Origin of the sequence: Mesorhizobium sp. L2C084A000, from assembly GCF_000502875.1 — a bacterium.
GTDB lineage: Bacteria > Pseudomonadota > Alphaproteobacteria > Rhizobiales > Rhizobiaceae > Mesorhizobium.
Map to the genome: position 1 here is coordinate 75,827 of NZ_AYWX01000003.1, position 22,138 is coordinate 97,964.

Consider the following 22,138-nt stretch of genomic DNA (forward strand, 5'->3'; position numbering starts at 1 on the left):
GATTGTTGGCGACACTTTGCCATCGCTGCAAAAACCTCTAAGCCTTTCGCTTCACCAGATTCGCCAACCAAAGGCTTCTCCATGCGCTGTCCCTATTGCCAGTCAGAAGATACGCAGGTGAAGGATTCGCGCCCCGCCGAGGATGGCGCGGCGATCCGCAGGCGGCGCGTCTGCCCCGATTGCGGCGGTCGCTTCACCACCTTCGAGCGCGTGCAGTTGCGCGACCTCGTCGTGGTCAAGAAATCGGGCCGCAAAGTACCCTTCGACCGCGACAAGCTGCTGCGTTCGGTGGAGATCGCCGTGCGCAAACGCAATGTCGATCCCGAGCGCATCGACCGCGCGGTGACCGGCATCGTGCGCCAGCTCGAAAGTTCCGGCGAGACTGAGGTTGCTTCGGGAGAAGTCGGCCGGCTGGTCATGGAAGCGCTGAAATCGCTCGACGATGTCGCCTATGTGCGTTTCGCCTCGGTCTACCGCAATTTTCGCGAGGCCAAGGATTTCCACGAACTGCTGGGCGAGCTCAAGGGCGACGAAATCAAGGGTGAAGAGGAAGCCAGCTGAGCATGACTGCAAGCGAACAGGCCGCCCTTGATCGCCGCTTCATGGCGGCGGCACTCAGACTGTCGCGAAAAAATGCCGGGCGCACCGCGACCAACCCCTCCGTCGGCACGCTGATCGTACGCGATGACGGCAATGGCCCGATGATCGTCGGCACCGGCGTCACCGCTGTCGGCGGCCGCCCGCATGCCGAGACCGAGGCCTTGGCCGAGGCCGGCGACCTCGCGCGCGGCGCCACCGCTTACGTCACGCTGGAGCCTTGCGCCCATCACGGCCGCACGCCGCCTTGCGCCAATGCGCTGGTCAATGCCGGTGTCGCACGCGTCGTCGGTGCGGCCAGCGATCCCGATTCGCGCGTATCCGGCAAGGGTTACGCGATCCTGCGTGCCGCCGGTGTCGAGGTGGTCGAGAAGGTGTTGGCCGAGCAAGCCGCCGAGCAGATGGCCGGCTATTTGATCCGATCATTGAGAAAACGCCCGGAAGTGATTCTCAAGCTTGCGCTTTCCAGCGACGGCAAGATCGGCAGGGAAGGCGGTGGGCAGGTGTCGATCACCGGAGATATCGCGCGCCGCGAAGTGTATCTGATGCGGGCCGAGGCGGATGGCATACTGGTTGGTATCGGGACGGCCCTTGAGGATGATCCGGCCCTGACGGTGCGTTTGCCGGGGCTGGAGAACCGTTCGCCTGCCCGCATCGTGCTCGACCGCCAGATCCGGTTGCCGGAGGCCTCGAAGCTGGTTTCGGGCGTCGACCGGGTGCCGCTCTATGTCGCCGCTTGCCTGGAGGCCGATCCGCTGCGGCGGGCAGCACTCGAACGCGCAGGCGTGCGCTTCATCGGCACTGAAACACATGAGGGCGGCATCGCTCTGCCGGAACTGCTCGAGGATCTGGCCGCGCTCGGCATGGGCAGCGTGCTGGTCGAGGGCGGCGCCAAGGTGGCGAGCGCCTTCCTGGCCGATGGGTTGGTCGACCGCGTTGTGCTGTTCCAGGGGCCGGAAGCGATCGGCGACGACGGCATTGCATCGCCGATCGACGCCGACCATATCCCGGCAGGATTTCGCAAACTGCGCGACATGCGTTTCGGCGAAGACAGCTACGCCGAGTGGATAAGAGACCTCTAGGGATCAACACCAATGTTTACCGGAATTGTCACCGATGTCGGCACTGTCGCTTCCGTCGAGCCGCTCAGGGAAGGGGTGGGGCTGCGCATCGACACCGCCTATGATCCGCAGACCATCGCCATCGGCGCCTCGATCTCCTGCGGCGGTGTTTGCCTGACAGTCACTGCCTTGCCCGACAGCGGCTCGAACGCGCGCTGGTTCGAGGTCGAGGCTTGGGAAGAGGCGCTGAGGCTGACGACGGCCTCGGGCTGGAAATCCGGCACCAAGGTCAATCTGGAGCGGGCGCTGAAGATCGGCGACGAACTCGGCGGCCACATCGTTTCGGGCCATGTCGACGGCATGGCCGAAATCGTCGAGCGCAAGGATGAGGGCGACGCCGTGCGCTTCACGCTGGAGGCGCCGCGCGACCTGGCGAAGTTCATCGCGCCCAAGGGCTCCGTCGCGCTCGACGGCACCTCGCTCACCGTCAACAAGGTCGAAGGCACGCGCTTCGACGTGCTTTTGATCCACCATTCGCTGACCGTGACCACCTGGGGCGAGCGCAAGGTCGGCGACCGCGTCAACCTCGAGATCGACACCATGGCCCGCTATGCGGCGCGGCTGGTGGAGGCGACGAAAGAGGGGCTTTGATGACCAAGGACAGGGTGAATTCCACGCAGGAAGACAAGTTGATGCGTGAGGTGCAGGCCGATGTGAACACCGAAGAGCACTCGCAACTCGATCTGTCCGTCAACGACAGCAGAGTCTTCGTTGAAGCCTTGATCAATCCTCGATCGGTGAACGATCGTCTGCGCGATACCGTGCGTGGCTACCGTCACAATACAGGCGTATGAGCACTGGAAACCAATAAGTTCTGCGGACCTTCGGCAACGTGGACAATCTTCCGCTTGCGATGAACCCGGCTTCGGCCTAAGTCACCGGCAACTCCCCGGAGACTTTTATGGCTGGTACATCCCAACACGGCAAAGCCTTCATTCGTCCGAAGGCGAAGGCGCATCTGCTTATTGTCGAAGCGCGCTTTCACGACGACCTTGCCGACGCGCTGCTCGATGGCGCGACAAGCGCGCTCGATGAAGCGGGCGCGACTTATGATGTCGTCACCGTCCCAGGTTCGCTCGAAATCCCCGCGGTGATCACCTTTGCACTGGACGGCGCGACGGAAGGCGGCACACATTATGATGGCTTTGTCGCGCTCGGCACCGTCGTCCGCGGAGACACCTATCATTTCGACATTGTCGCCAATGAATCCAGCCGCGCGCTCATGGATTTGAGCGTGCAGGACTCTGTCTGCATAGGCAATGGCATCCTCACCACCGAGAATGACGCCCAGGCCTGGACTCGCGCCAAGCGCTCGGAAGGCGACAAGGGCGGCTTTGCCGCGCGTGCGGCGCTGACCATGATTGCCCTCAAGGAACAACTGGGAGCGCGATCGTGAGCGAACCCGCTTCGCCCGGCCAGCCCTCGGTGCGCCACGCCAACAAACGCGGCGCTGCCCGTCTGGCCGCCGTGCAGGCGCTCTATCAGATGGATGTCGCCGGCAGTGGCGTCTTCGAGATCACCGCCGAATACGAGGCCTTTCGTCTCGGCAAGGAAGTCGACGGCGCGCTCTACCGCGAGGCCGATGCGCAATGGTTCCGCGCTATTCTGGCGGGTGTCGTCGAGAACCAGAAGACCATCGATCCGATCATCCGCCAGGCGCTGACCGAGGACTGGCCATTGTCGCGGCTCGATTCGACGCTGCGCGCCATCCTGCGCGCCGGCGTCTACGAGCTGATGAAGCGCGAGGATGTCCCCGTCGCCGTCATCGTCTCCGAATATGTCGACATCGCTAAGGCCTTCTACGAGGAAGATGAGCCGAAGCTGGTCAATGCCGTGCTCGACCGTGTGTCTCGCCGGGTGCGTGGCGAGGGGCGCGGCAAGGACGCATCATGACGGCCATCGCCCTCGATGCCAGTCAGGAGGCGCGACGCACGGCGCTGATCCTGGCCGCCTCGCAGGCGATCATCGGCTCGGCGGCCCCCATCGCCATCTCCGTGGGCGCGCTGGCCGGGCAATATCTGCTCGGTCCCGACAAATCATTGGCGACAGCGCCGGTCACCGGCTTCAACATCGGCGTGGCGCTCGGCGCGCTGCCTGCAGCGGCCATCATCCGCAGCATGGGCCAGCGCGGCGGCTTCATGACCGGAACGATCGTCACGGCGCTTGGCGGCCTCGTCGCCACGCTTGCGCTTTTTCAAAGCAGCTTCTGGCTGTTTGCCTTTGGCTTGCTCACGATCGGTGTCGGCGGCGCCTTCGTCCAGCAGTTCCGCTTCGCCGCTGCCGACAACGCACCGCCGGAATTCAAGGCGCGCGCCATCTCCTTCGTGCTGGCCGGCGGCGTCGTCACCGCCATCCTCGGGCCGCAGATCGTCATCTTCACCCGCGAATTGCTTGCGCCGGTCATGTTTGCCGGTTCGTTCGTCTCCATCCTGCCGCTGGCCGCCGTCGGCGCCATCGTCCTGTCGTTCCTGCGGCTGCCGGCGAAAGCATCCGGCAAGGTGGAGATCGCCGACAGCGACGCCAGGCCACTGGCTGAGATCGTCACGCAGCCGCGTTTCGTCGCCGCGCTTTTCTGCGCGGTCGGCAGCTATGCGCTGATGAGCTTCGTCATGACGGGCGCACCGCTGGCCATGGTCGGTTGCGGCCTGTCGGAGAACGACGCGACGCTCGGCATCTCCTGGCACGTCATGGCGATGTTCGCGCCAAGCTTCTTCACCGGCTCGCTGATCCATCGCTTCGGCGCCGAACGCATCGTGGCCACCGGCCTGATCCTGCTCATCGGCTGCGCCATTGTCGCTCTGTCGGGCCTGGCGCTGTGGCAGTTCTGGACGTCGCTGATCCTGCTAGGCCTTGGCTGGAACTTCGGCTTCATTGGCGCGACCGCGATGGTGGCCGCCACCTACCGGCCGTCGGAAAAGGGCAAGGTGCAAGGCTTCCACGACTTCGTCCTGTTCGGCTCCGTCGCCTGCGCCTCGCTGATGTCGGGCATGGTCTACAACGCCTGGGGCTGGGAGATGCTGAACTGGATAGTCTTTCCGGTCACCGTCCTGTGCTTCGTGGCGCTCGGCGCGCTCAAGCTGACGAGCTTGCGCAAAGCCGAAGCCTGATCCATCCGCCGTTTCACCTGACACGGCGCTGTCAGCACGATGTCGGTCGAATTTACCGCTCCGGAACAAAAATATTGCGTCTGTACCTATTGTTATGAAACCGTGTGCCCCGACTGGCCGTTGAAGCCATGCTCATATGCGGTCACCGCGTTTCGGTTCATAGCAAGGGGTTTCACAATGTTTTCAGTCAAGTTTCTGGCCGGCGCGGCATTGGCGCTCGGCATCACGGTGGCTTCCGCCAATGGCCAGGTGGTTGTCTCTTCCAAGATCGACACAGAGGGGGGCGTGCTCGGCAACATCATCCAGCTCGTGCTCAACGCCAACAACATCAAGACATCGGACCGTATCCAGCTCGGTGGTACGCCGGTGGTGCGCAAGGCGATCACCGCCGGCGAGATCGACATCTATCCCGAATATACCGGCAACGCCNGTGGTACGCCGGTGGTGCGCAAGGCGATCACCGCCGGCGAGATCGACATCTATCCCGAATATACCGGCAACGCCGCTTTCTTCTTCGAAAAGGCCGACGACCCGGTCTGGAAAGACGCCGCCAAGGCCTATGAAACGGCCAAGAAGCTCGACTACGACGCCAACAAGATCGTCTGGCTGTCGCCGTCGCCCGCAAACAACACCTGGGCGATCGCGCTGCGCAAGGAAGTCGCCGAGACCAACAAACTCGCCACGCTCACCGACTTCGGCAAATATGTCGCGGGCGGCGGTCAGGTGGTGCTGGCGGCTTCCGCCGAGTTCGTCAATTCGGCGGCTGCGCTGCCGGCTTTCCAGACCACCTATGGCTTCACGCTGAAGCCGGACCAACTGATCACCCTTTCGGGCGGCGACACGGCAGCAACCATCGCAGCGGCCGCCAACCAGACCAACGGCGCCAATGCGGCCATGGTCTACGGCACCGATGGCGGCATCGCACCGTCCGGACTCGTCGTGCTCGACGACGACAAAGGCGTGCAGCCGGTCTACCAGCCGGCGCCGATCATCCGCGAAGCGGTGCTGAAGGAACATCCCGAGATCGAGACGCTGCTGAAGCCGGTCTTCGCCAAGCTCGACCTCGTCACGCTGCAGGAACTGAACGGTCGCGTGCAGGTCGGCGGCGAGCCGGTCAAGGGCGTCGCCGAGGACTTTTTGAAGAAGAACGGGTTTTTGAAGTAGTCAGTGACACCGGTGCAAGGCACCCCCCTCTGGAAGCTGCTGATCTCCCCCCTTGCGGGGGAGATGTCCGGCAGGACAGAGGGGGGTGCTGTCCCGCCGANTCACACCCCCCTCTGGCCTGCCGGCCATCTCCCCCGCAAGGGGGGAGATCGGATATCGCGTCGGTTTTCGCCAATCCCCAAAGAAAGCTGCGCGATGTGGCAAATCGCCCCTCATGAGGGGCAACCATGACTCCCCGCTTCGACAAGCTCGGCGTGGTCATCGCCGCGATATCAGCCTACGCGGCTTTTGCCGCGCCCTTTGCCACGTTCCGTGCCAACCGCATCGTCCCCGGCCAGGCGCGCTCGATTCTCGAGGCGCTGCCGGCAACGACCGGGACGCTGCTGCTCGCCATCATTGTCGCCGCAGCACTCATCGCGCTGTTCAAGACACCACTTGTGCTGCGCCTTGCCGCCAGCGTGATGGCGCTTGCCGCGCTCGCGCTGCTGATCGGTGTCGCCGGAACATTTCTCACGCCGGCGGGCAACACCTTCGCCAGAGTTTCGCCAGCCTCCGGTTTCTGGATTCTGATCTTTGCCTTCACGCTTTTGCTCGCCGACGTGCTGACAAGGCTGAACCTGTCGCCATTGGCGCGGGTTGGCGTGCTTGTGGTCGCGGCTTTGGCGATCGGGCTGCTGTTGATTTCGGGAAGCTGGGACAATCTGTCGATCCTGAAGGAATATTTCAACCGCGCCGACAGTTTCTGGGCGGAGGGCTCCAAGCATGTGACGCTGGCGCTCGGTTCGCTGGCCGCCGCGGTGATCGTCGGCCTGCCGCTCGGCATCCTGTGCCATCGCGTCGAAAATCTGCGGGCCGGGGTTCTCAACGTGCTCAACATCATCCAGACCATTCCCTCGATCGCGCTGTTCGGCCTGCTGATCGCGCCGCTCGGCTGGGTTGCCGCGCATGTGCCGGGGGCTGCCGCGCTCGGTATTCGCGGCATCGGCACCGCTCCCGCCTTCGTCGCGTTGTTCCTTTACTCGCTGCTACCGGTGGTGGCCAACACGGTGGTCGGTCTCGCCGGCGTGCCGCGCGCGGCCAACGACGCGGCGCGCGGCATGGGCATGACCGACAGGCAGCGCCTGTTCGGCATCGAGTTTCCGCTGGCTTTTCCTGTCATCCTCACCGGCATCCGTATCGTTTTGGTGCAGAACATCGGCCTCGCCACCATTGCCGCGCTGATCGGCGGCGGCGGTTTCGGCGTGTTCGTCTTCCAGGGTGTGGGTCAGACGGCAATGGACCTTGTGCTGCTCGGCGCCGTGCCGACGGTCGCGCTCGCCTTTGCCGCCGCCATCATCCTCGATGCGGTGATCGAAATGACCGCCACCAAGCGCAGGGTTGAAACGGCATGATCGAGATCGAAGGCATCACTAAGCGCTATGACGCGACGACCGTGGTCGATGACGTGTCGATGGTCATCGAGCCGCGCACCATCGCCGTCATTGTCGGCACGTCCGGTTCCGGCAAGACGACGCTGCTGCGCATGATCAACCGGCTGGTCGAGCCGACCTCGGGCATCATCAAGCTCGACGGCGCCGACAATCGTTCGCTGCCCGGTTACGAGCTGCGCCGCAGCATCGGCTACGCCATCCAGGGCCACGGCCTGTTTCCACATCGCACGGTGGCACAGAACATTGCCACCGTGCCGGTGCTGCTTGGCTGGGACAAGGACCGTATCAAGGCCCGGGTCGACGAGCTGATGACGCTCTATCAGCTCGATCCCGAAGCCTTCGGGCCGCGCTATCCGCACGAACTGTCCGGCGGCCAGCAGCAGCGCGTCGGCGTTGCCCGCGCACTCGCCGCCGAGCCCAACGTGCTGTTGATGGACGAACCGTTCGGCGCCCTTGACCCGATCATCCGCACCAAGGCGCAGGAGGATCTGCTGGCGATCCAGAAGCGCTTCGGCACCACCATCATTCTCGTCACCCACGACATGGAAGAGGCCGTGCATATGGGCGACAAGATCGCGGTCATGGATGCCGGCAAGCTGGTGCAATACGCCAAGCCAGCCGAGATCCTGGCAAAGCCGGCAAGCGCCTTCGTCGAGACCCTGGTTGGCGCCAGCGAGAGGCCGTTCCGGTTGCTGTCGCTCGGCCGGGTCCGCGATGCCGTGGAGAAGGGCTCCGCCGAAGGCGAGGCGATCCCCGGCGATGCCAGCCAGCGCGACGCGCTGGCCGAATTGCTGTGGTCGGGCCGGCCGGCGCTGCCGGTCTCAGGCACCGACGGCAAGCCGCTTGGCCGCGTGACCATCGACGGGCTGGTGAAGCGCGCGGCGAGGCCGGCATGAAGGCCTGGCTTCCATCGCTGCTCAGGCTAGCCTTGGTGGTGCTGCTCGTTGCCTTCGTCACCAATCCGGGCTGGTTCGAGCCGCTGCTGAAGCCGCTGACCGAAAACAATGCGCCGGTGATCTACAATCAGGGCAGCCTGCTGACACTGACATTGCTGCATTTGCGCACGGTTCTGATCGCCACCGTGGCCGCAACCATCGTCGCGGTGGCGCTTGCCATCCTGGTCACCAGGCCGGCCGGCGCCGAATTCCTGCCGCTATCGCGCAGCCTGGTCAACATCGGCCAGACCTTTCCGCCGGTGGCGGTGCTGGCGCTTGCGGTGCCGGCCGTCGGCTTCGGCGAGAAGCCGACGCTGATCGCCCTGTTTCTCTACGGCCTGTTGCCGATCTTCGAAAATGCGCTGACCGGCCTGACGACGCTGCCGGCCAATGTCGTCGAAGCGGCGCGCGGCGCCGGCATGACCGGTTGGCAAAGGCTCACCAAGGTCGAGCTGCCGCTCAGCGCCCCGATCATTCTCGGCGGCATCAGGCTGTCGGTGGTGATCAGTCTTGCCACCGCGACCATCGGTTCGACCGTGGCAGCCAAAACGCTGGGCGAAGTGATCATCGCCGGGCTGTTGTCCAACAATCTCGCCTTCATCCTGCAGGGCGGCCTGATCGTGGCAGCGCTTGCCGTGCTGATCTATGACGGTCTGTCGGCGATCGAGCGCTACACGGCGCGCCGCATGGGCCGGGAAGCCGAGTAGGGGCGTCCTGCGTCAAGAGGCCAATTTCAATCGATCTAATAGGAGGGTGCTGACGGCAGCCGCCGCCTGGCCCCAACCATTTAGGCGAAAGCCGGGCAAAAACCGAACAATATCTTGACGTTCGCAGCCCTGTTTCGCATACACCGATGCGAAGAGGCGGATTGCGTGCGCGGAATCCGGTCTTTGTCTCAACGGCCCAGGGAGGGGTTCTTTTGGGCCATCAATCGAGGAAAATCCGGCAATGACAATTATTTCCGCCGTCATCGCCTGCGGCCTGCTTTCAATCCTTTACGCCATCTGGGCGACACGTTCGGTCCTTGCGGCCGATCAGGGCAATGCACGCATGCAGGAAATCTCCGCGGCTATCCGCGAGGGCGCACAGGCCTATCTGGCGCGTCAGTACACCACCATCGCCATCGTTGGCGTCGTCGTCCTCGTGCTCGCCTGGTGGCTGCTGTCCATCACCGCCGCGATCGGCTTCCTGATCGGTGCAGTGCTTTCAGGCGCCGCCGGCTTCATCGGCATGCATGTCTCCGTTCGCGCGAATGTTCGTACGGCGCAGGCCGCATCGAACAGCCTCGCTGCCGGCCTCGACATCGCGTTCAAATCGGGCGCCATCACCGGCATGCTGGTTGCTGGCCTGGCCTTGCTCGGCGTTTCGATCTACTACCTCATCCTGACCCACTTCATGGGCCTCCAGCCCAATGATCGCATCGTCATCGACTCGCTGGTCTCGCTCGGCTTCGGCGCATCGCTGATCTCGATCTTCGCCCGTCTCGGCGGCGGCATCTTCACCAAGGGCGCCGACGTCGGCGGCGATCTCGTCGGCAAGGTCGAAGCCGGTATTCCCGAAGACGATCCGCGCAACCCGGCCACCATCGCCGACAATGTCGGCGACAATGTCGGCGACTGCGCCGGCATGGCCGCTGACCTGTTCGAAACCTATGCGGTGACCGTTGTCGCCACCATGGTTCTGGCTGCCATCTTCTTTGGCGGTACCGCCGTTCTGGGTGCAGCCATGCTTTATCCGCTCGCTATCTGCGGCGCCTGCATCCTGACCTCGATCGTCGGCACCTTCTTCGTCAAGCTCGGTTCCAACGGCTCGATCATGGGCGCACTCTACAAGGGCCTGATCGTCACCGGCCTGCTGTCCATCGTCGGCCTCGGCGTCGCCACCCATGTCACCCTCGGCTGGGGCGAGATCGGCACCGTCGCCGGCATGGTCATCACCGGCAAGAACCTGTTCATATGCGGCCTGGTCGGCCTCGTGGTGACCGGTCTCATCGTGGTCATTACCGAATACTACACCGGCACCAACAAGCGCCCGGTCAACTCTATCGCCCAGGCGTCGGTCACCGGTCACGGCACCAACGTCATCCAGGGCCTTGCGGTCTCGCTGGAATCGACGGCGCTGCCCGCGATCGTCATCGTCGGCGGCATCATCTCGACCTATCAGCTTGCCGGCCTCTTCGGCACGGCGATCGCGGTCACGACGATGCTCGGTCTTGCCGGCATCATCGTTGCGCTCGACGCCTTCGGCCCGGTCACCGACAATGCCGGCGGCATTGCCGAAATGGCCGGCCTGCCCAAGGAAGTGCGCCAGTCCACCGACGCGCTCGACGCGGTCGGCAACACCACCAAGGCGGTGACCAAGGGCTATGCCATCGGTTCGGCCGGTCTCGGCGCACTGGTGCTGTTTGCCGCCTACTCGAACGACCTGAAGTTCTTTGCCGCCAATGGCGACAAATATCCCTACTTCCAGGGCATTGGCGAGATCTCCTTCGATCTCTCCAACCCCTACGTCGTCGCTGGCCTGATCTTCGGCGGGCTGATCCCGTATCTGTTCGGCGGCATCGCCATGACGGCCGTCGGCCGCGCGGCGGGCGCCATCGTCGAGGAAGTACGCAAGCAGTTCCGCGAGGATCCGGGCATCATGGCCGGCACCTCGAAGCCGAACTACGCACGCGCGGTCGACCTGCTGACCAAGGCGGCAATCAGGGAAATGATCATCCCGTCGCTGCTGCCGGTGCTGGCGCCGCTCGTCGTCTATTTCGGCGTGCTGCTGATCTCGGGCTCGAAGGCGTCCGCCTTTGCCGCCCTTGGTGCCTCGCTGCTCGGCGTCATCGTCAACGGCCTGTTCGTCGCCATCTCGATGACCTCTGGCGGCGGTGCCTGGGACAACGCCAAGAAGTCCTTCGAAGACGGCTTTGTCGACAAGGACGGCGTCAAGCATCTCAAGGGTTCCGAGGCGCACAAGGCTTCGGTGACCGGCGACACGGTCGGCGATCCCTACAAGGACACCGCTGGCCCGGCCGTCAACCCGGCGATCAAGATCACCAACATCGTCGCGCTCTTGCTGCTGGCCGTGCTCGCGCACGGCTGATCAAAAGCATCCACTCGAAAACAGAACCCGCGGGAGCGATCCCGCGGGTTTTTTGTTGAAGCGATGACAACGTCGACCCTTCAGCGCTTCGCTTCGCCTGGGTCCTCCAGTGCGTGGTGTGCAAGCATCTCATCCAGGCTCGGCTCGCGTTACCTTGGCCACGGCCACACCGGTGACCGATCCCCATAACAAAAACCCGCAGGATCGCTCCCGCGGGTTTTTGGTCGCCTGAGATGATGAGGCTTCCGGAATGAAAGCCGAAAGGAATTAGACGCCGCCGCCCGGAATGCTGGGTGCCAGCTTGCTGGCACCGTTGATGATCTGGCTGAGGAAGTTCTGGTCCTTGCCGCCGGTCGGTGTGGTGCGCGAGATGAAGTCGAACATCTTGCCGTCCTTCATCCCGTAATTGGCGATCTGGGTGACGCGGCCATCGGCGCCGAAATAGACCGCCAGCACATGCTGGTCAATCAGCCGTGGCTTGTCGAAGGCGACGTAGCGCTTGCGCGTCTGCGAAATGTAATAGAAGGCCTCGTTGTCGAAGGTCGCGGTCGTCGACGGCGTGCCGAGCGCCAGAAGCACCTGCTCGCGGCTCGAACCGACCGGCACCAGGTCGATTGCCTGCTGGTCTATGACGTAACCTTGCGTCAGCGTCTCACTTGGGCTGAGGTCGCCGATCATCTTGGAGGTGTGGCAGGCGGACAGTGCCGAAACGATCATCAGCAGCGAGATCGCGCCGGCGGGCCTGGACGAGAAGGTCGACTTGAAATTCAGCGCGCGCAACAACAACTCCATTAGCTGGCCGCAACTTGCGCTGGGCCGCGAAACCGGTAAACCAGCTTGCTTGCCGATGCAACAAGCCCACTTCAACAAACGGTCCCCAGGAGACCATCCCCAATGTTCCAGCGCTTTTTTGGCCGCGAACGCTACGCCAACCGCGCTATCACCGAGGCGCTTTACGCACAAATCGTGGCGGCGGCGCGGCAGACCGTGTTTTATTCCCACTGGAATGTGCCAGACACGCCGCTTGGCCGTTTCGAGATGCTGTCGCTGCACATGTTCCTGTTCCAGCACAGGTTGCGCGGGGAGGGCGGTGCGGCGCAAGAGGTCGCCCAGGTGCTGATCGACGAGTTCTTCCTCGACGTCGACCATTCGTTGCGGGAATTGGGCATTGGCGACGTGGGCGTGCCCAAACGCATGAAAAAGCTGGCAAAGATGTTTTATGGCCGAACCGCTGCCTATGACGATGCCCTGAAAAGAAACGACCATGAAGGGCTGACCGCGGCTCTTGCCCGCAATGTCCGGCCCGACGCGGGCGCCTGGCTGGAAGCATCGCTGCTGGCCAACTATGTTACCGACGCGCGCAGTCATCTGGCCGCGCAGACATCCGAATCGATTGTCTCCGGCACGCTGACCTTTCCCGCCGCCAAGGAGGTTGAACAATGAAGCATGTTGACCCGCAAAGCCCGGTCTCCTTCCGGGCAAACGTTACGCGCCTGCCGCAGAAGGGCCTGCCGCTGGTTATCGAGGCCGATGCCGCGCAGCGTGCGGCACTGGCCGAGGAGCACGGGCTGATTTCGGTCGAATCCTATCGCGCCGAGCTTCTGGTCGCGTCGTGGAAGCGCAATGGCGTGAAGATAAGCGGTCGCGTCGAAGCCGACATCACCCAGGCCTGCATCGTCACGCTCGAGCCTGTCGAGGCGCATATCGACGAACCGGTCGAAGCGCTGCTGCTGCCCGAGGATTCCAAGCTTGGACGGCAGGGTTTCGATGGTGGCGGCGAGATCCTGCTCGACGCGGAAGGCCCTGACAGTCCAGAGACATTTTCCGGTGACACGATCGATGTCGGGGCAATCGCCGAACAGTATTTCGGGCTCGCCATCGACCCCTATCCGCGCAAGCAGGGCGCATCGCTCAACACCGGCAGCGAGAACGAACCGGCGGAGAATGAATTTCAGCAAAAACTGCGATCCTTGCTGGGAAAATCCTGAAAAGCTCGCCCGCGACGGAAAAGTCGGTTGTGCGGCAGCCCAAAACCGTTATTTTCGCCGAACCTTCGCGGTCGCTAAAGCGACCTGCCGCCTAACCGTGAGATAAATACCGCGTGATCAGGATTTCCATCGATGCCATGGGCGGCGATCACGGACCAGCCGTGGTCATTCCAGCGCTCATGACGGTCGCGACCCGTCGTCCCGACATCCGCTTCGTCATCTTCGGGCGTGAGGAGGTCGTGCGCCCGGAGCTTGCCAAATTTCCCAAGCTCGCCGAGATCAGTGAATTCTTCCATTGCGAAATTGCGGTCAGGATGGACGACAAGCCGAGCCAGGCGCTGCGCCACGGCCGCTGGAAGTCATCAATGTGGAAGGCCGTCGAAGCGGTCAAGGCCGGCACGGCCGACGCCTGCATTTCCGCCGGCAACACCGGCGCGCTGATGGCGATGTCGAAATTTTGCCTGCGCACCATGGCCACCATCGATCGCCCGGCGATCGCAGCCCTTTGGCCGACATTGCGCGGCGAAAGCGTGGTGCTGGACGTCGGCGCGACCATTGGGGCCGATGCGCAACAGCTCATTGATTTTGCCATTCTCGGCACCGGCATGGCGCGCTCGGTCTTCGGCATAGCCCGGCCCAGCGTCGGCCTGCTCAATGTCGGCGTCGAGGAGATCAAGGGCCAGGAAGAGGTCAAGGAGGCCGGGCGCATGCTGCGCGAAGCCAACATGGCCTCGATGAACTATCACGGTTTCGTCGAGGGTGACGATATCGGCAAGGGCGTGGTCGACGTCGTCGTCACCGAAGGCTTTGCCGGCAACATCGCGCTGAAGACGGCGGAAGGCACGGTGCGCCAGATCGGTGGCTATCTGCGCGCCGCGATGAGCCGGACTCTGATGGCCAGGATCGGCTATATCTTCGCCAAGGGCGCCTTCGATCGCCTGCGCGAAAAGATGGATGTCGGCCGCTCCAATGGCGGCGTTTTCCTGGGGCTGAGCGGCATCGTCGTCAAAAGCCATGGCGGTGCTGATTCTGACGGGTTCGCCGCCGCGATCGAACTCGGCTATGACATGGTCCGCAACAACCTACTCGACCGCATCGAGGCCGATCTGGACCTGTTTCATGCGCGCAACCCGCGTGCCCTGTCAGCTAGGAAATCCGACGTCGTCACCGACGCAAAGGAATAGGAAAGAACTTTGATCAGATCAGTCGTGCGCGGCACGGGCGCCGCGCTGCCCCGCCGAATCATGAAGAATGCCGATTTCGAAGGCATGGTCGAGACCTCTGACGAGTGGATCGCCCAGCGTACCGGTATTCGCCAGCGACATATCGCTGGTGACGACGAGACCACGGCTTCGCTCGGGGAAGCAGCGGCACGTGCCGCACTTGCCAATGCGGGCCTCACGCCCGCCGACATCGATCTGATCGTGCTGGCGACCTCGACGCCAAACAACACATTCCCGGCCACCGCCGTCGAGATCCAGAACCGGCTCGGCATGCATCACGGCTTTGCCTTCGACCTGCAGGCGGTCTGTTCGGGCTTCGTCTATGCCGTGACCACCGCCGATCTCTACATCCGCGGCGGCCTGGCCAAGCGTGTCCTGGTGATCGGTTCGGAAACATTCTCGCGCATCCTCGACTGGAGCGACCGCTCGACCTGTGTGCTGTTCGGCGACGGCGCCGGCGCCATGATTCTGGAAGCAGGCGAGGGGGCGGGCACGATCGCCGACCATGGCGTTCTGGCGGCCAGCCTGCGCTCCGATGGCACGCACAAGGACAAGCTTTTCGTCGACGGCGGGCCGTCGACCACGGGTACGGTTGGCCATCTCCGGATGGAGGGTCGCGAAGTCTTCAAGCATGCGGTCGGCATGATCACCGACGTCATCGAGGCGACGTTCGCGCAAGCCGGTATCTCGGCCGATGATCTCGACTGGTTCGTGCCCCACCAGGCCAATAAACGAATTATTGACGCTTCCGCCAAGAAGCTCGGGATAGCTGAGCAAAAGGTGGTGGTTACGGTCGATTTGCACGGTAACACCTCGGCTGCTTCCGTGCCGTTGGCGCTGTCGGTGGCCGTCGCCGACGGCCGCATCAAGAAGGGCGATCTCGTCCTCCTGGAAGCGATGGGTGGCGGCTTCACCTGGGGCGCTGTCCTGGTTCGCTGGTAAGTGCCGAACGGTCCAGTTTCGGTCCTTGACCTTGACGGATCAATTACTTAGGCTCTGCCGTTGTTGTGCCGAATTTCATGTTTTGAGCTGATGGGACGGTCGCATGGGGGGAAAGACACTTACGCGCGCCGACCTTGCCGAGGCAGTTTACCGGAAGGTCGGCCTGTCGCGCACTGAATCGGCCGAGCTCGTCGAAGCGGTGCTGGATGAAATCTGCGAAGCCATCGTGCGCGGCGAAACGGTGAAGCTGTCGTCCTTCGCGACATTCCACGTCCGCTCCAAGAACGAACGCATCGGCCGCAATCCCAAGACCGGCGAGGAAGTGCCGATCCTGCCGCGTCGGGTGATGACCTTCAAGTCGTCGAATGTGCTGAAGAGCCGTATCTTGCGCTCCCATCAGAGCGGCAAGGCCAAAAGCAGCAAGTAGTCCATTGCGCGGTTGAAAACTGCCGCCGCCATGACGCCGGGCTTGAATATTGCTTCATAAACCGCTGAAATAAGCCCCGATTCGGCAGGTAGGCCGGATCATCGTCCAGCGTGAGGATTCGCCCATGGACAAGAGCCCCGACGCCTTTCGTACCATCAGCGAGGTCGCCGAAGATCTCGATCTGCCGCAGCATGTGCTGCGTTTCTGGGAAACGCGTTTCAACCAGATCAAGCCGATGAAGCGCGGCGGCGGCCGTCGTTACTACCGGCCGCAGGATGTCGAACTGATCAAGGGCATTCGCCACATGCTCTACGACCAGGGCTACACCATCAAGGGCGTGCAGAAGCTGTTGCGCGAGAACGGCAACCATTTCCTGGTTGCCATCGGCAATGGCGACATGGCCGCCGTCGAGGCGATCTCACAGCGAAGGCAGGCTGACCAAGTGCCGCTGACGCCGGCGGCCCAGCCGCGTGGCATGGACGACGAACTGGTCGGCCAGCCGCGGGTGAAGCCCAGCCGCCGCTTTTTCGGCCTGGGCAAGAGCGACGAGGACGGTCCGGTGCAGCCGGATGCATCGAAACTCTCGCGCGACAACAGGGCCTTGCTACAGGAGGCGCTGTTCGACCTCCTGGAATGCAAGCGCCTGCTTGACCAGGTGCGCTGACCGCAGCCCGACGCGACATCGATAGTTCGAAAACCGGAACCCGTCTTCGGGTGAGGCGTTACGCTTCCTTCTGCAAGTGAAGGAAACATACCATGGCATCATTTTCGACCCTCTCGGACATCGATCTCGACAGGCAGGTCGCGGTTCTCAGCAAGGAACTGGCCAGCTTGAAGAGGGCTGTGGCGAAGCGAGGCGGCGCCTACTACGAGGACGGTCGCGATGCCGCGCTCGACACCTATTCCGATCTTGCCGGGCGCCTGCGCGACGCCATGCCGGCAATCCGCAAACAGGGCAGGGTGATCGAGAGGTCGGCCCGCGACCATCCGGCGGCTGCCGCGGCGGTTGGCCTTGTGGTGCTCGGTCTTGTCGCCAGTCTGCTGTTCAGCCGGCGCTGAATTCTAAAACCCAAATCCCACAGATACGAGCAAGAAGAAGTGACGGCTCGCCCTAAGGTGGTCCGTCATTTTCCTTGCGATCGGCCATGTCTGTTGTCGCTCCGGCATCTGGCGAGGAGCGTGTCGGCATAGAGGCGCCCAGCACCTCTGTGTCGCCGGCGCAGGAATGCGGATTGGTCAAGCCGCCAGGGCCGCCCGATTTCGCCGGTGAACGCCGGATTGGTGGTGGTGCCATAGCCAGCGCCGGGATAGACGACGATCTCACCGGCGTCGCGCATTGGATTTGCGTGAATTGTCGATCCGCGATCGAGCCTCGCGGGGCGGAGTAGCCGGCCTTGGACAGGAAGCCAAGGCCGGTCTTCTCGGTGGCGGTCTGCGGAGCTTAGGCCTTGTTTCCGATCACATGGTGGTGGTGGCGGTGATGATGGTGGTGGCGGACATGGTGGCGATGATGATGGTGGTGACGATGATGCTTTGCCATCGGGGCCGCATCCGCACTCGTCGCACCGATGACGGGCACCGTGAAAGCCAATGCAACTGCGAGCCCGAGGGCCGAGAGGAGGGACTTCTTCATGGATCGTTTCCTTTTGTTTCGCGGGCGCATATGGATCGGGCGATAGCCCTGCCGCCGCGAATGGAATTACGCGCCTGAATTTTTTCGTCAGTATTTCCCGATTGTAGAATTTTGTTTCTGTACTGTTTCTGCCCAATTCAGCCTCCCGCCACCATGCACGGCAAGATCGAGAGGCGGCCATTAGCCGCCTGTTCCACTACATCGGCGGCACGACGCCGTTGTTTCCGACCACGATGCGGCTGGCGCTCAGCGCGCCGTCACTGCCCCGCTCAGCGGTGACGAAGACCGTCGCACCCGGCTTGAGGTCGGTCGGCGTCGCCGGCGCGAAGGTCACGACGGGCGTGGTGTCGGGGATCGAAATCTTCTTGGTCTGGCCATTGTCATAGGTCAGCGTGACCGATCGCCCGCTTATATCGGTAACGTCGGCGACTGTGCCGTTGGTCATCCGGCTGTTTGGCTGCAGGTCCCAGGGACGGTCGCCCTCGCCGGTGCCTTTCAGCGCGGCCGGAAAGACCACGACCTCCAGGGCGCCGCTGCCGCCATCCGCTTTCGAAACGGAGGCAATGCCGAGGAAATCGCCCTGCTTGATGTCCTTTGCCGAGGTGTTGGCGACGCCCGAGATCTTCCAGCCAGCCTTGAGCTTGATCGCGTCGGTACCGCCCTGGCGGGTTTTCACGGTGAGCAGCGTGGGCTCAAAACTGACCACCGTGCCGCGCACACGCAGCGCGTCTGCGGCTTGGGCGGCGTCGGCGCCGGTGAGGGAAAGGCTGGAAATCGTGCCGAGCACGACCATGAATGTCTTCAAGTTCATTGCAAAAATCCTTCCGGGAATGAGCTGGCTGGAACCGGATGGTTTCACGCCAGCGACCCGGAGATAACGAACGAGCGCGGCGAAACTGCCGGCAAAAGGCCGATCCGACCTTCAAAACAACTTGATCGCGACGTGTACGCGAGAGGGCCGCGCCAGGCGCCTGGTTCACGATCCCGTGACGGCCCTTTTGGCTCTTGGCAAATCGCCGGCGAGAGGGCATCTTCCCGACCGTCTCAGGCAACACTCCTCATTTGATCAAACTCTTTCAGTCATGGAGTTGCCAATGCCCCATAATGCGAAAAGCGAACCCCTCTCCGAACCGGCAACCAACGGGAGCGGGCCAGATTACAACACCCTCAGAGCGATGCGGGAGACCCGCGGTTACAGCGTGGAAGAGCTCTCCCTGACATGCGGCCTGGCGGTGGACGAAATTGAAGATATCGAAAGCGGCAGAGTGACCGACCCGTCGAAGCTGCGTCGTATTGTGTCCGCGCTTCACCTCCCCCAGGAGGCTCTGATCACCCCGGCTGCGCCGACGCCGGCGGCGCAAGGTCGATCGCTGGCGTAGATCCGCACCACGCATTCCAGAGAACCCGCCAAGGCCCTTGGCGGGTTTCTTTGTACCTGCCGCAGCGCTTTGCTTCAGCCTGGCACTTGCCGATCTGTCCATCGCACGTGCTTATGCGTGCTGCGGCCCTGGCTGCTGGACCGTAATCCGCCGTCCATAACGTTTTTGAACCGTCGGTTTTTCGATATGAGCCTGGAATCCGTTCGTGCCTTCTTCGCCACCCATGCGCCCGACATCCATGTCACCGTCACGCAGGCGAGTTCGGCGACGGTGGCCCTGGCGGCCGAGGCGCATGACGTGCTGCCGGCACAGATCGCCAAGACGATCTGCCTGCGAGTCGGCGACCGCACCATGCTGGTGGTGACCAGCGGCATCGCCAGGCTGGACAACCGCAAGTTCAAGGACCAGTTCGGCGGCAAGCCGCGCATGCTCGACGCCGCGGAAGTTGTCGAAGCGACCAGCCACCCGGTGGGCGGTGTCTGCCCGTTCGGCTTGCCGGCACCGCTGCCGGTCTATTGCGACGTATCGCTGCGCGAATTCGACGAAGTCGTGCCTGCCGCCGGCGCCACCAATGCGGCGGTGCGGATTCCGCCGCAGCGCATGGTCGAGCTGATTGGGGCTGGTTGGGTTGATGTGTGCCAAGGGTAGCGCCAAGCCGAAGCTCAAGCGGCAGAGCACATGGTTGCCCTGATCCAAGATTTGGCCGGGCTGACCGGGGCATCTGGAGGGGCGGACTTCGGGGACAAGTCCTTGTTCTAAATTGGTCGGAGTGGCCGGATTCGAACCGACGACCCCTTGACCCCCAGTCAAGTGCGCTACCGGGCTGCGCTACACTCCGGACCGCGGAAAGCCATATATATTCAATGGTTGGCGTGCAAGCGCTAAAACGGCGCAGGAGAACAGAAGCCGATCATTGCTGTTCAATACCGTCACAACCGGACAAGAAGTCCCACGAATGTTCGCGAGGCGTTCCGACGCTGCCCATCGCTATTAGCAGGCCGTCGAAACGCTGATCTGTGTCGTCATGTGTCATCGATAACTTTCGAATCCAGAAGTCCCAGGTTGTTCAGCCTCCACCGCATGGAGGACTTGGACACGTTGTAAACCTTGGCCGCCTCTGACACGAACTTATACCAGCCAATATCACGCTTAATGGTGGCTTCGGGGATCAAGATGTTTGCCGCGAAGCTATTGGCCTGACGTTCGTGTACGTCGTCGATTGCACCGTTGTAGAGATTGCTATCGCGCACCGTCCGATATTTGGTGTCGTCATTGACGCCGGCCCCAAGCATCCCTCGGTGGAGAACATAATGCCCGAGTTCGTGAGCTATCGTGAAACGTTGACGGCTATTTGTCTCTCCCGCGGCAGACGAGATTTCGTACCTGCCGTTGGGCAGACGCTTGATTTGGCCCGAAATGCCAAACGGCAGGTCCGCATTCATTTTGAGGCTGACATCCAGTTCCCGGATCGCATCTTCGACGCGGACGGGGACGTCGCCAAGGTATTTATCAAGAACTTCGAGTGCGTTTGGCATCGTACGAATCCAAAATATTGCCTTCCACATCGCCCGCATCTGTAACGTCCGTAAGCCCGAGCCGATCCATTTCGGCCTGAATGGCTGCCAGAGTCTGAGGGTCTTTCAGAACCCCCTTGATGACCGCAAAAGCGTCCTTGCGGATATGCTCATCCACCGACCGCGGCACTTCGCGGACAGCCACATCCCTTGCGGCTTGCTTGGCAGCCCGCTGGACCGAAAAATAGGCTGCGAATCCGATCACAACTAAAGCGACACCGAGTATCGAGAGCGATATCCCGAGAAGCTCCAAAACGCCGACATCGTAAGCGATTTTCAATGCATCAGGATTGGCGATCGCGTCATCAAGCCGATCAGGCGGTATAGTGACGGTGATCAACGACCAATCCGACACTTCGCCCCCGACTCATGTGGTGTCACTTACGTGCATTATCCACAGTTGTGCACAAATGGAAATAGAGGCTTGACGTTTCCATCGTTAGGATCTTCCGAATAATCTCGCCAGTGCTGACGACGACCTCAAAAGTTTCGGCAGCCTTCCAATCTACCATCATCCAGCCCCGGCTGCCTGACGCCATCCATTAGGCGCCCGGTCTACTTGGTTCTTCACGTCACGACGACGGAAGGTGTAGCCAGGGATATTTTCCAAGTGGAATATTGGGCCATAAGGCGAATACCGATAAACGAACCCAACTTGGTCAGTAATCCCATTGACGCTCGTGTAGGTGATTTCCCCGTAAAGATACAAACGGAAGGGAGCCCGCCCTTCTATGTGAATGTCGGACAAGAAAAGCTCATTCAGGATTTTGTTTGTGATAGGACCGCCGCGATCAATAGCTACTGGAGTGAGCGTATCGTCGGCTCCGAGAACTCGTTCAACATAGTTGATTTCTCCGGGATGGTAATGCGGAGTTGCCGGCAAGTTGCAAAGCCGGAGGCTCGCCCGAATCTCGTTTATAATGGCAGGGGTGCGTCCGAAATTTTTGACTGAGTAAGCGGCCTCCGGGATGGGTCGTTGATTGTCGGGCAAGTCGACCCATTCATGTGTTATCGGGACCAGCGGTTCGGTGCCGGTGATGAACAAATGCGGGCGCTCAACGCCAAGCAACGTCTCTTCGGCAATTTCGCTGGATCGAATCGAAGCGTTGGTAGCCTTGCGAGTTTCGTTCAATGTTTGTGTGACCAAGACGATAGCCAATACACTCGCGCCGACGCTGCCAAGCGCAGCGAAGGCTGCGATCCATTGTGCGTACGTATCCTTAGGCGAAGTGTAGATGTCCCAGAGGTCGGTCGCTTCGACTGGCTGATTGTTCCCGCCGGTAGCCTGTTCGGAATTTTGCTGTTGTGCATTGGTGTTGGATGGATTGCGAAACTCTGGAACCGTCCAGGCGACGAACAAAAGCGCAACCCCAAGGCCGATGACTAGGCCAAGTGCAACGTTTGTGAATCTATTGTGCTGAGACACTGAAGTAAAACGCCGCCGTGCATTTGCCCCTAGAGAGCTTATTGCGCACGTTTAGCTCATACTCGTCAACATCAATAAAGAGAGTTAGAGATCCGGTGTGAC

Annotated in this window: 27 protein-coding genes and 1 tRNA gene; 22 read left to right on the forward strand and 6 right to left on the reverse strand. The window is 62.2% G+C overall.

Annotated elements, in window-relative coordinates; translation table 11 throughout:
- Nucleotides 1–81: 81 nt before the first annotated feature.
- The 12 genes from nrdR (at nt 82) to X735_RS156680 (ending at nt 11,444) form a co-directional block, all read left to right on the forward strand.
- Complete coding sequence (gene nrdR, locus X735_RS156735) at nt 82–561, forward strand: transcriptional regulator NrdR (protein WP_023810227.1); 480 nt, start codon at nt 82–84, stop codon at nt 559–561.
- 2 nt (nt 562–563) lie between these two features.
- On the forward strand, nt 564–1,679 hold the full coding sequence (ribD, locus tag X735_RS156730; protein ID WP_023810228.1) for a bifunctional diaminohydroxyphosphoribosylaminopyrimidine deaminase/5-amino-6-(5-phosphoribosylamino)uracil reductase RibD: 1,116 nt from the start codon (nt 564–566) through the stop codon (nt 1,677–1,679).
- Between the two features lie 12 nt (nt 1,680–1,691).
- Nucleotides 1,692–2,309, forward strand: coding sequence for a riboflavin synthase (locus X735_RS156725; protein WP_023810229.1), 618 nt, complete (start codon nt 1,692–1,694; stop codon nt 2,307–2,309).
- Nucleotides 2,309–2,512, forward strand: a complete 204-nt coding sequence (locus X735_RS156720) for a DUF1778 domain-containing protein (protein WP_023810230.1) — start codon at nt 2,309–2,311, stop codon at nt 2,510–2,512. Before X735_RS156725 ends, X735_RS156720 begins: the two co-directional genes overlap by 1 nt.
- 107 nt (nt 2,513–2,619) lie before the next feature.
- Nucleotides 2,620–3,114 carry a 6,7-dimethyl-8-ribityllumazine synthase gene (ribH, locus tag X735_RS156715; RefSeq protein WP_013532245.1) on the forward strand — a complete coding sequence of 165 codons (495 nt, stop codon included), beginning with the start codon at nt 2,620–2,622 and terminating at the stop codon, nt 3,112–3,114.
- Complete coding sequence (nusB, locus tag X735_RS156710; protein WP_023810231.1) at nt 3,111–3,611, forward strand: transcription antitermination factor NusB; 501 nt, start codon at nt 3,111–3,113, stop codon at nt 3,609–3,611. The genes ribH and nusB overlap by 4 nt, the downstream gene beginning before the upstream one ends.
- Nucleotides 3,608–4,825, forward strand: a complete 1,218-nt coding sequence (locus X735_RS156705; protein WP_023810232.1) for an MFS transporter — start codon at nt 3,608–3,610, stop codon at nt 4,823–4,825. Before nusB ends, X735_RS156705 begins: the two co-directional genes overlap by 4 nt.
- 177 nt (nt 4,826–5,002) lie before the next feature.
- On the forward strand, nt 5,003–5,989 hold the full coding sequence (locus X735_RS156700) for an ABC transporter substrate-binding protein (protein ID WP_023810233.1): 987 nt from the start codon (nt 5,003–5,005) through the stop codon (nt 5,987–5,989).
- Between the two features lie 227 nt (nt 5,990–6,216).
- Nucleotides 6,217–7,380, forward strand: a complete 1,164-nt coding sequence (locus X735_RS156695; protein ID WP_023810234.1) for an ABC transporter permease — start codon at nt 6,217–6,219, stop codon at nt 7,378–7,380.
- A complete protein-coding gene (locus tag X735_RS156690) occupies nt 7,377–8,315 on the forward strand; it encodes an ABC transporter ATP-binding protein (protein ID WP_023810235.1) in 939 nt (312 codons plus the stop codon). The genes X735_RS156695 and X735_RS156690 overlap by 4 nt, the downstream gene beginning before the upstream one ends.
- Nucleotides 8,312–9,061 (forward strand): ABC transporter permease, encoded by a 750-nt coding sequence (locus X735_RS156685; RefSeq protein WP_023810236.1) that lies wholly within the window; start codon nt 8,312–8,314, stop codon nt 9,059–9,061. Before X735_RS156690 ends, X735_RS156685 begins: the two co-directional genes overlap by 4 nt.
- 241 nt (nt 9,062–9,302) lie before the next feature.
- Complete coding sequence (locus X735_RS156680; protein WP_023810237.1) at nt 9,303–11,444, forward strand: sodium-translocating pyrophosphatase; 2,142 nt, start codon at nt 9,303–9,305, stop codon at nt 11,442–11,444.
- Between the two features lie 267 nt (nt 11,445–11,711).
- Here the strand turns inward: X735_RS156680 and X735_RS156675 are convergent, their stop codons facing one another.
- A complete protein-coding gene (locus tag X735_RS156675) occupies nt 11,712–12,224 on the reverse strand; it encodes an outer membrane protein assembly factor BamE (RefSeq protein WP_023810238.1) in 513 nt (170 codons plus the stop codon).
- Between the two features lie 114 nt (nt 12,225–12,338).
- On the opposite strand from X735_RS156675, the gene X735_RS156670 reads away from it, so the two are divergent.
- From X735_RS156670 to X735_RS1000000169270, 8 genes are all read left to right on the forward strand, one after another.
- The gene (locus X735_RS156670; protein WP_023810239.1) at nt 12,339–12,887 is read left to right on the forward strand and encodes a ubiquinol-cytochrome C chaperone family protein; all 549 of its coding nucleotides are present in this window, start codon (nt 12,339–12,341) and stop codon (nt 12,885–12,887) included.
- Entirely contained in the window at nt 12,884–13,432 is a 549-nt protein-coding gene (locus X735_RS156665; RefSeq protein WP_023810240.1) for a DUF177 domain-containing protein, read from the forward strand. The genes X735_RS156670 and X735_RS156665 overlap by 4 nt, the downstream gene beginning before the upstream one ends.
- 113 nt (nt 13,433–13,545) lie before the next feature.
- On the forward strand, nt 13,546–14,616 hold the full coding sequence (plsX, locus tag X735_RS156660) for a phosphate acyltransferase PlsX (protein ID WP_023810241.1): 1,071 nt from the start codon (nt 13,546–13,548) through the stop codon (nt 14,614–14,616).
- Between the two features lie 9 nt (nt 14,617–14,625).
- Nucleotides 14,626–15,597 (forward strand): beta-ketoacyl-ACP synthase III, encoded by a 972-nt coding sequence (locus X735_RS156655; RefSeq protein WP_023810242.1) that lies wholly within the window; start codon nt 14,626–14,628, stop codon nt 15,595–15,597.
- A gap of 103 nt (nt 15,598–15,700) precedes the next feature.
- Nucleotides 15,701–16,024, forward strand: a complete 324-nt coding sequence (locus tag X735_RS156650) for an integration host factor subunit alpha (RefSeq protein WP_023810243.1) — start codon at nt 15,701–15,703, stop codon at nt 16,022–16,024.
- Between the two features lie 124 nt (nt 16,025–16,148).
- Nucleotides 16,149–16,688, forward strand: coding sequence for a MerR family transcriptional regulator (locus tag X735_RS156645; protein WP_023810244.1), 540 nt, complete (start codon nt 16,149–16,151; stop codon nt 16,686–16,688).
- Nucleotides 16,689–16,780: 92 nt separating this feature from the next.
- Entirely contained in the window at nt 16,781–17,083 is a 303-nt protein-coding gene (locus tag X735_RS156640) for a hypothetical protein (protein WP_023810245.1), read from the forward strand.
- A gap of 277 nt (nt 17,084–17,360) precedes the next feature.
- On the forward strand, nt 17,361–17,735 hold the full coding sequence (locus tag X735_RS1000000169270) for a hypothetical protein (protein ID WP_196815315.1): 375 nt from the start codon (nt 17,361–17,363) through the stop codon (nt 17,733–17,735).
- A gap of 118 nt (nt 17,736–17,853) precedes the next feature.
- Here X735_RS1000000169270 and X735_RS156630 read toward each other — a convergent pair whose 3' ends face one another.
- Nucleotides 17,854–18,468 (reverse strand): hypothetical protein, encoded by a 615-nt coding sequence (locus X735_RS156630; protein WP_023810248.1) that lies wholly within the window; start codon nt 18,466–18,468, stop codon nt 17,854–17,856.
- Between the two features lie 283 nt (nt 18,469–18,751).
- Between X735_RS156630 and X735_RS156625 the strand changes: the two genes are divergently transcribed.
- Together X735_RS156625 and X735_RS156620 are read left to right on the forward strand one after the other, a co-directional pair.
- Nucleotides 18,752–19,036: a helix-turn-helix transcriptional regulator gene (locus X735_RS156625; protein WP_023810249.1), complete on the forward strand. Its 285-nt coding sequence runs from the start codon at nt 18,752–18,754 to the stop codon at nt 19,034–19,036.
- Between the two features lie 186 nt (nt 19,037–19,222).
- Entirely contained in the window at nt 19,223–19,684 is a 462-nt protein-coding gene (locus X735_RS156620; protein ID WP_023810250.1) for a YbaK/EbsC family protein, read from the forward strand.
- A gap of 113 nt (nt 19,685–19,797) precedes the next feature.
- Here X735_RS156620 and X735_RS156615 read toward each other — a convergent pair.
- The 4 genes from X735_RS156615 to X735_RS156600 all read right to left on the reverse strand — a co-directional run bounded on the left by X735_RS156615 (nt 19,798) and on the right by X735_RS156600 (nt 21,970).
- A tRNA-Pro gene (locus X735_RS156615) sits at nt 19,798–19,874 on the reverse strand.
- 184 nt (nt 19,875–20,058) lie between these two features.
- Complete coding sequence (locus X735_RS156610; protein WP_023810251.1) at nt 20,059–20,571, reverse strand: ImmA/IrrE family metallo-endopeptidase; 513 nt, start codon at nt 20,569–20,571, stop codon at nt 20,059–20,061.
- Nucleotides 20,546–20,950, reverse strand: a complete 405-nt coding sequence (locus X735_RS1000000168695) for a hypothetical protein (protein WP_023810252.1) — start codon at nt 20,948–20,950, stop codon at nt 20,546–20,548. The genes X735_RS156610 and X735_RS1000000168695 overlap by 26 nt, the downstream gene beginning before the upstream one ends.
- Before the next feature lie 171 nt (nt 20,951–21,121).
- The gene (locus tag X735_RS156600; RefSeq protein WP_155930567.1) at nt 21,122–21,970 is read right to left on the reverse strand and encodes a hypothetical protein; all 849 of its coding nucleotides are present in this window, start codon (nt 21,968–21,970) and stop codon (nt 21,122–21,124) included.
- Nucleotides 21,971–22,138: the final 168 nt, after the last annotated feature.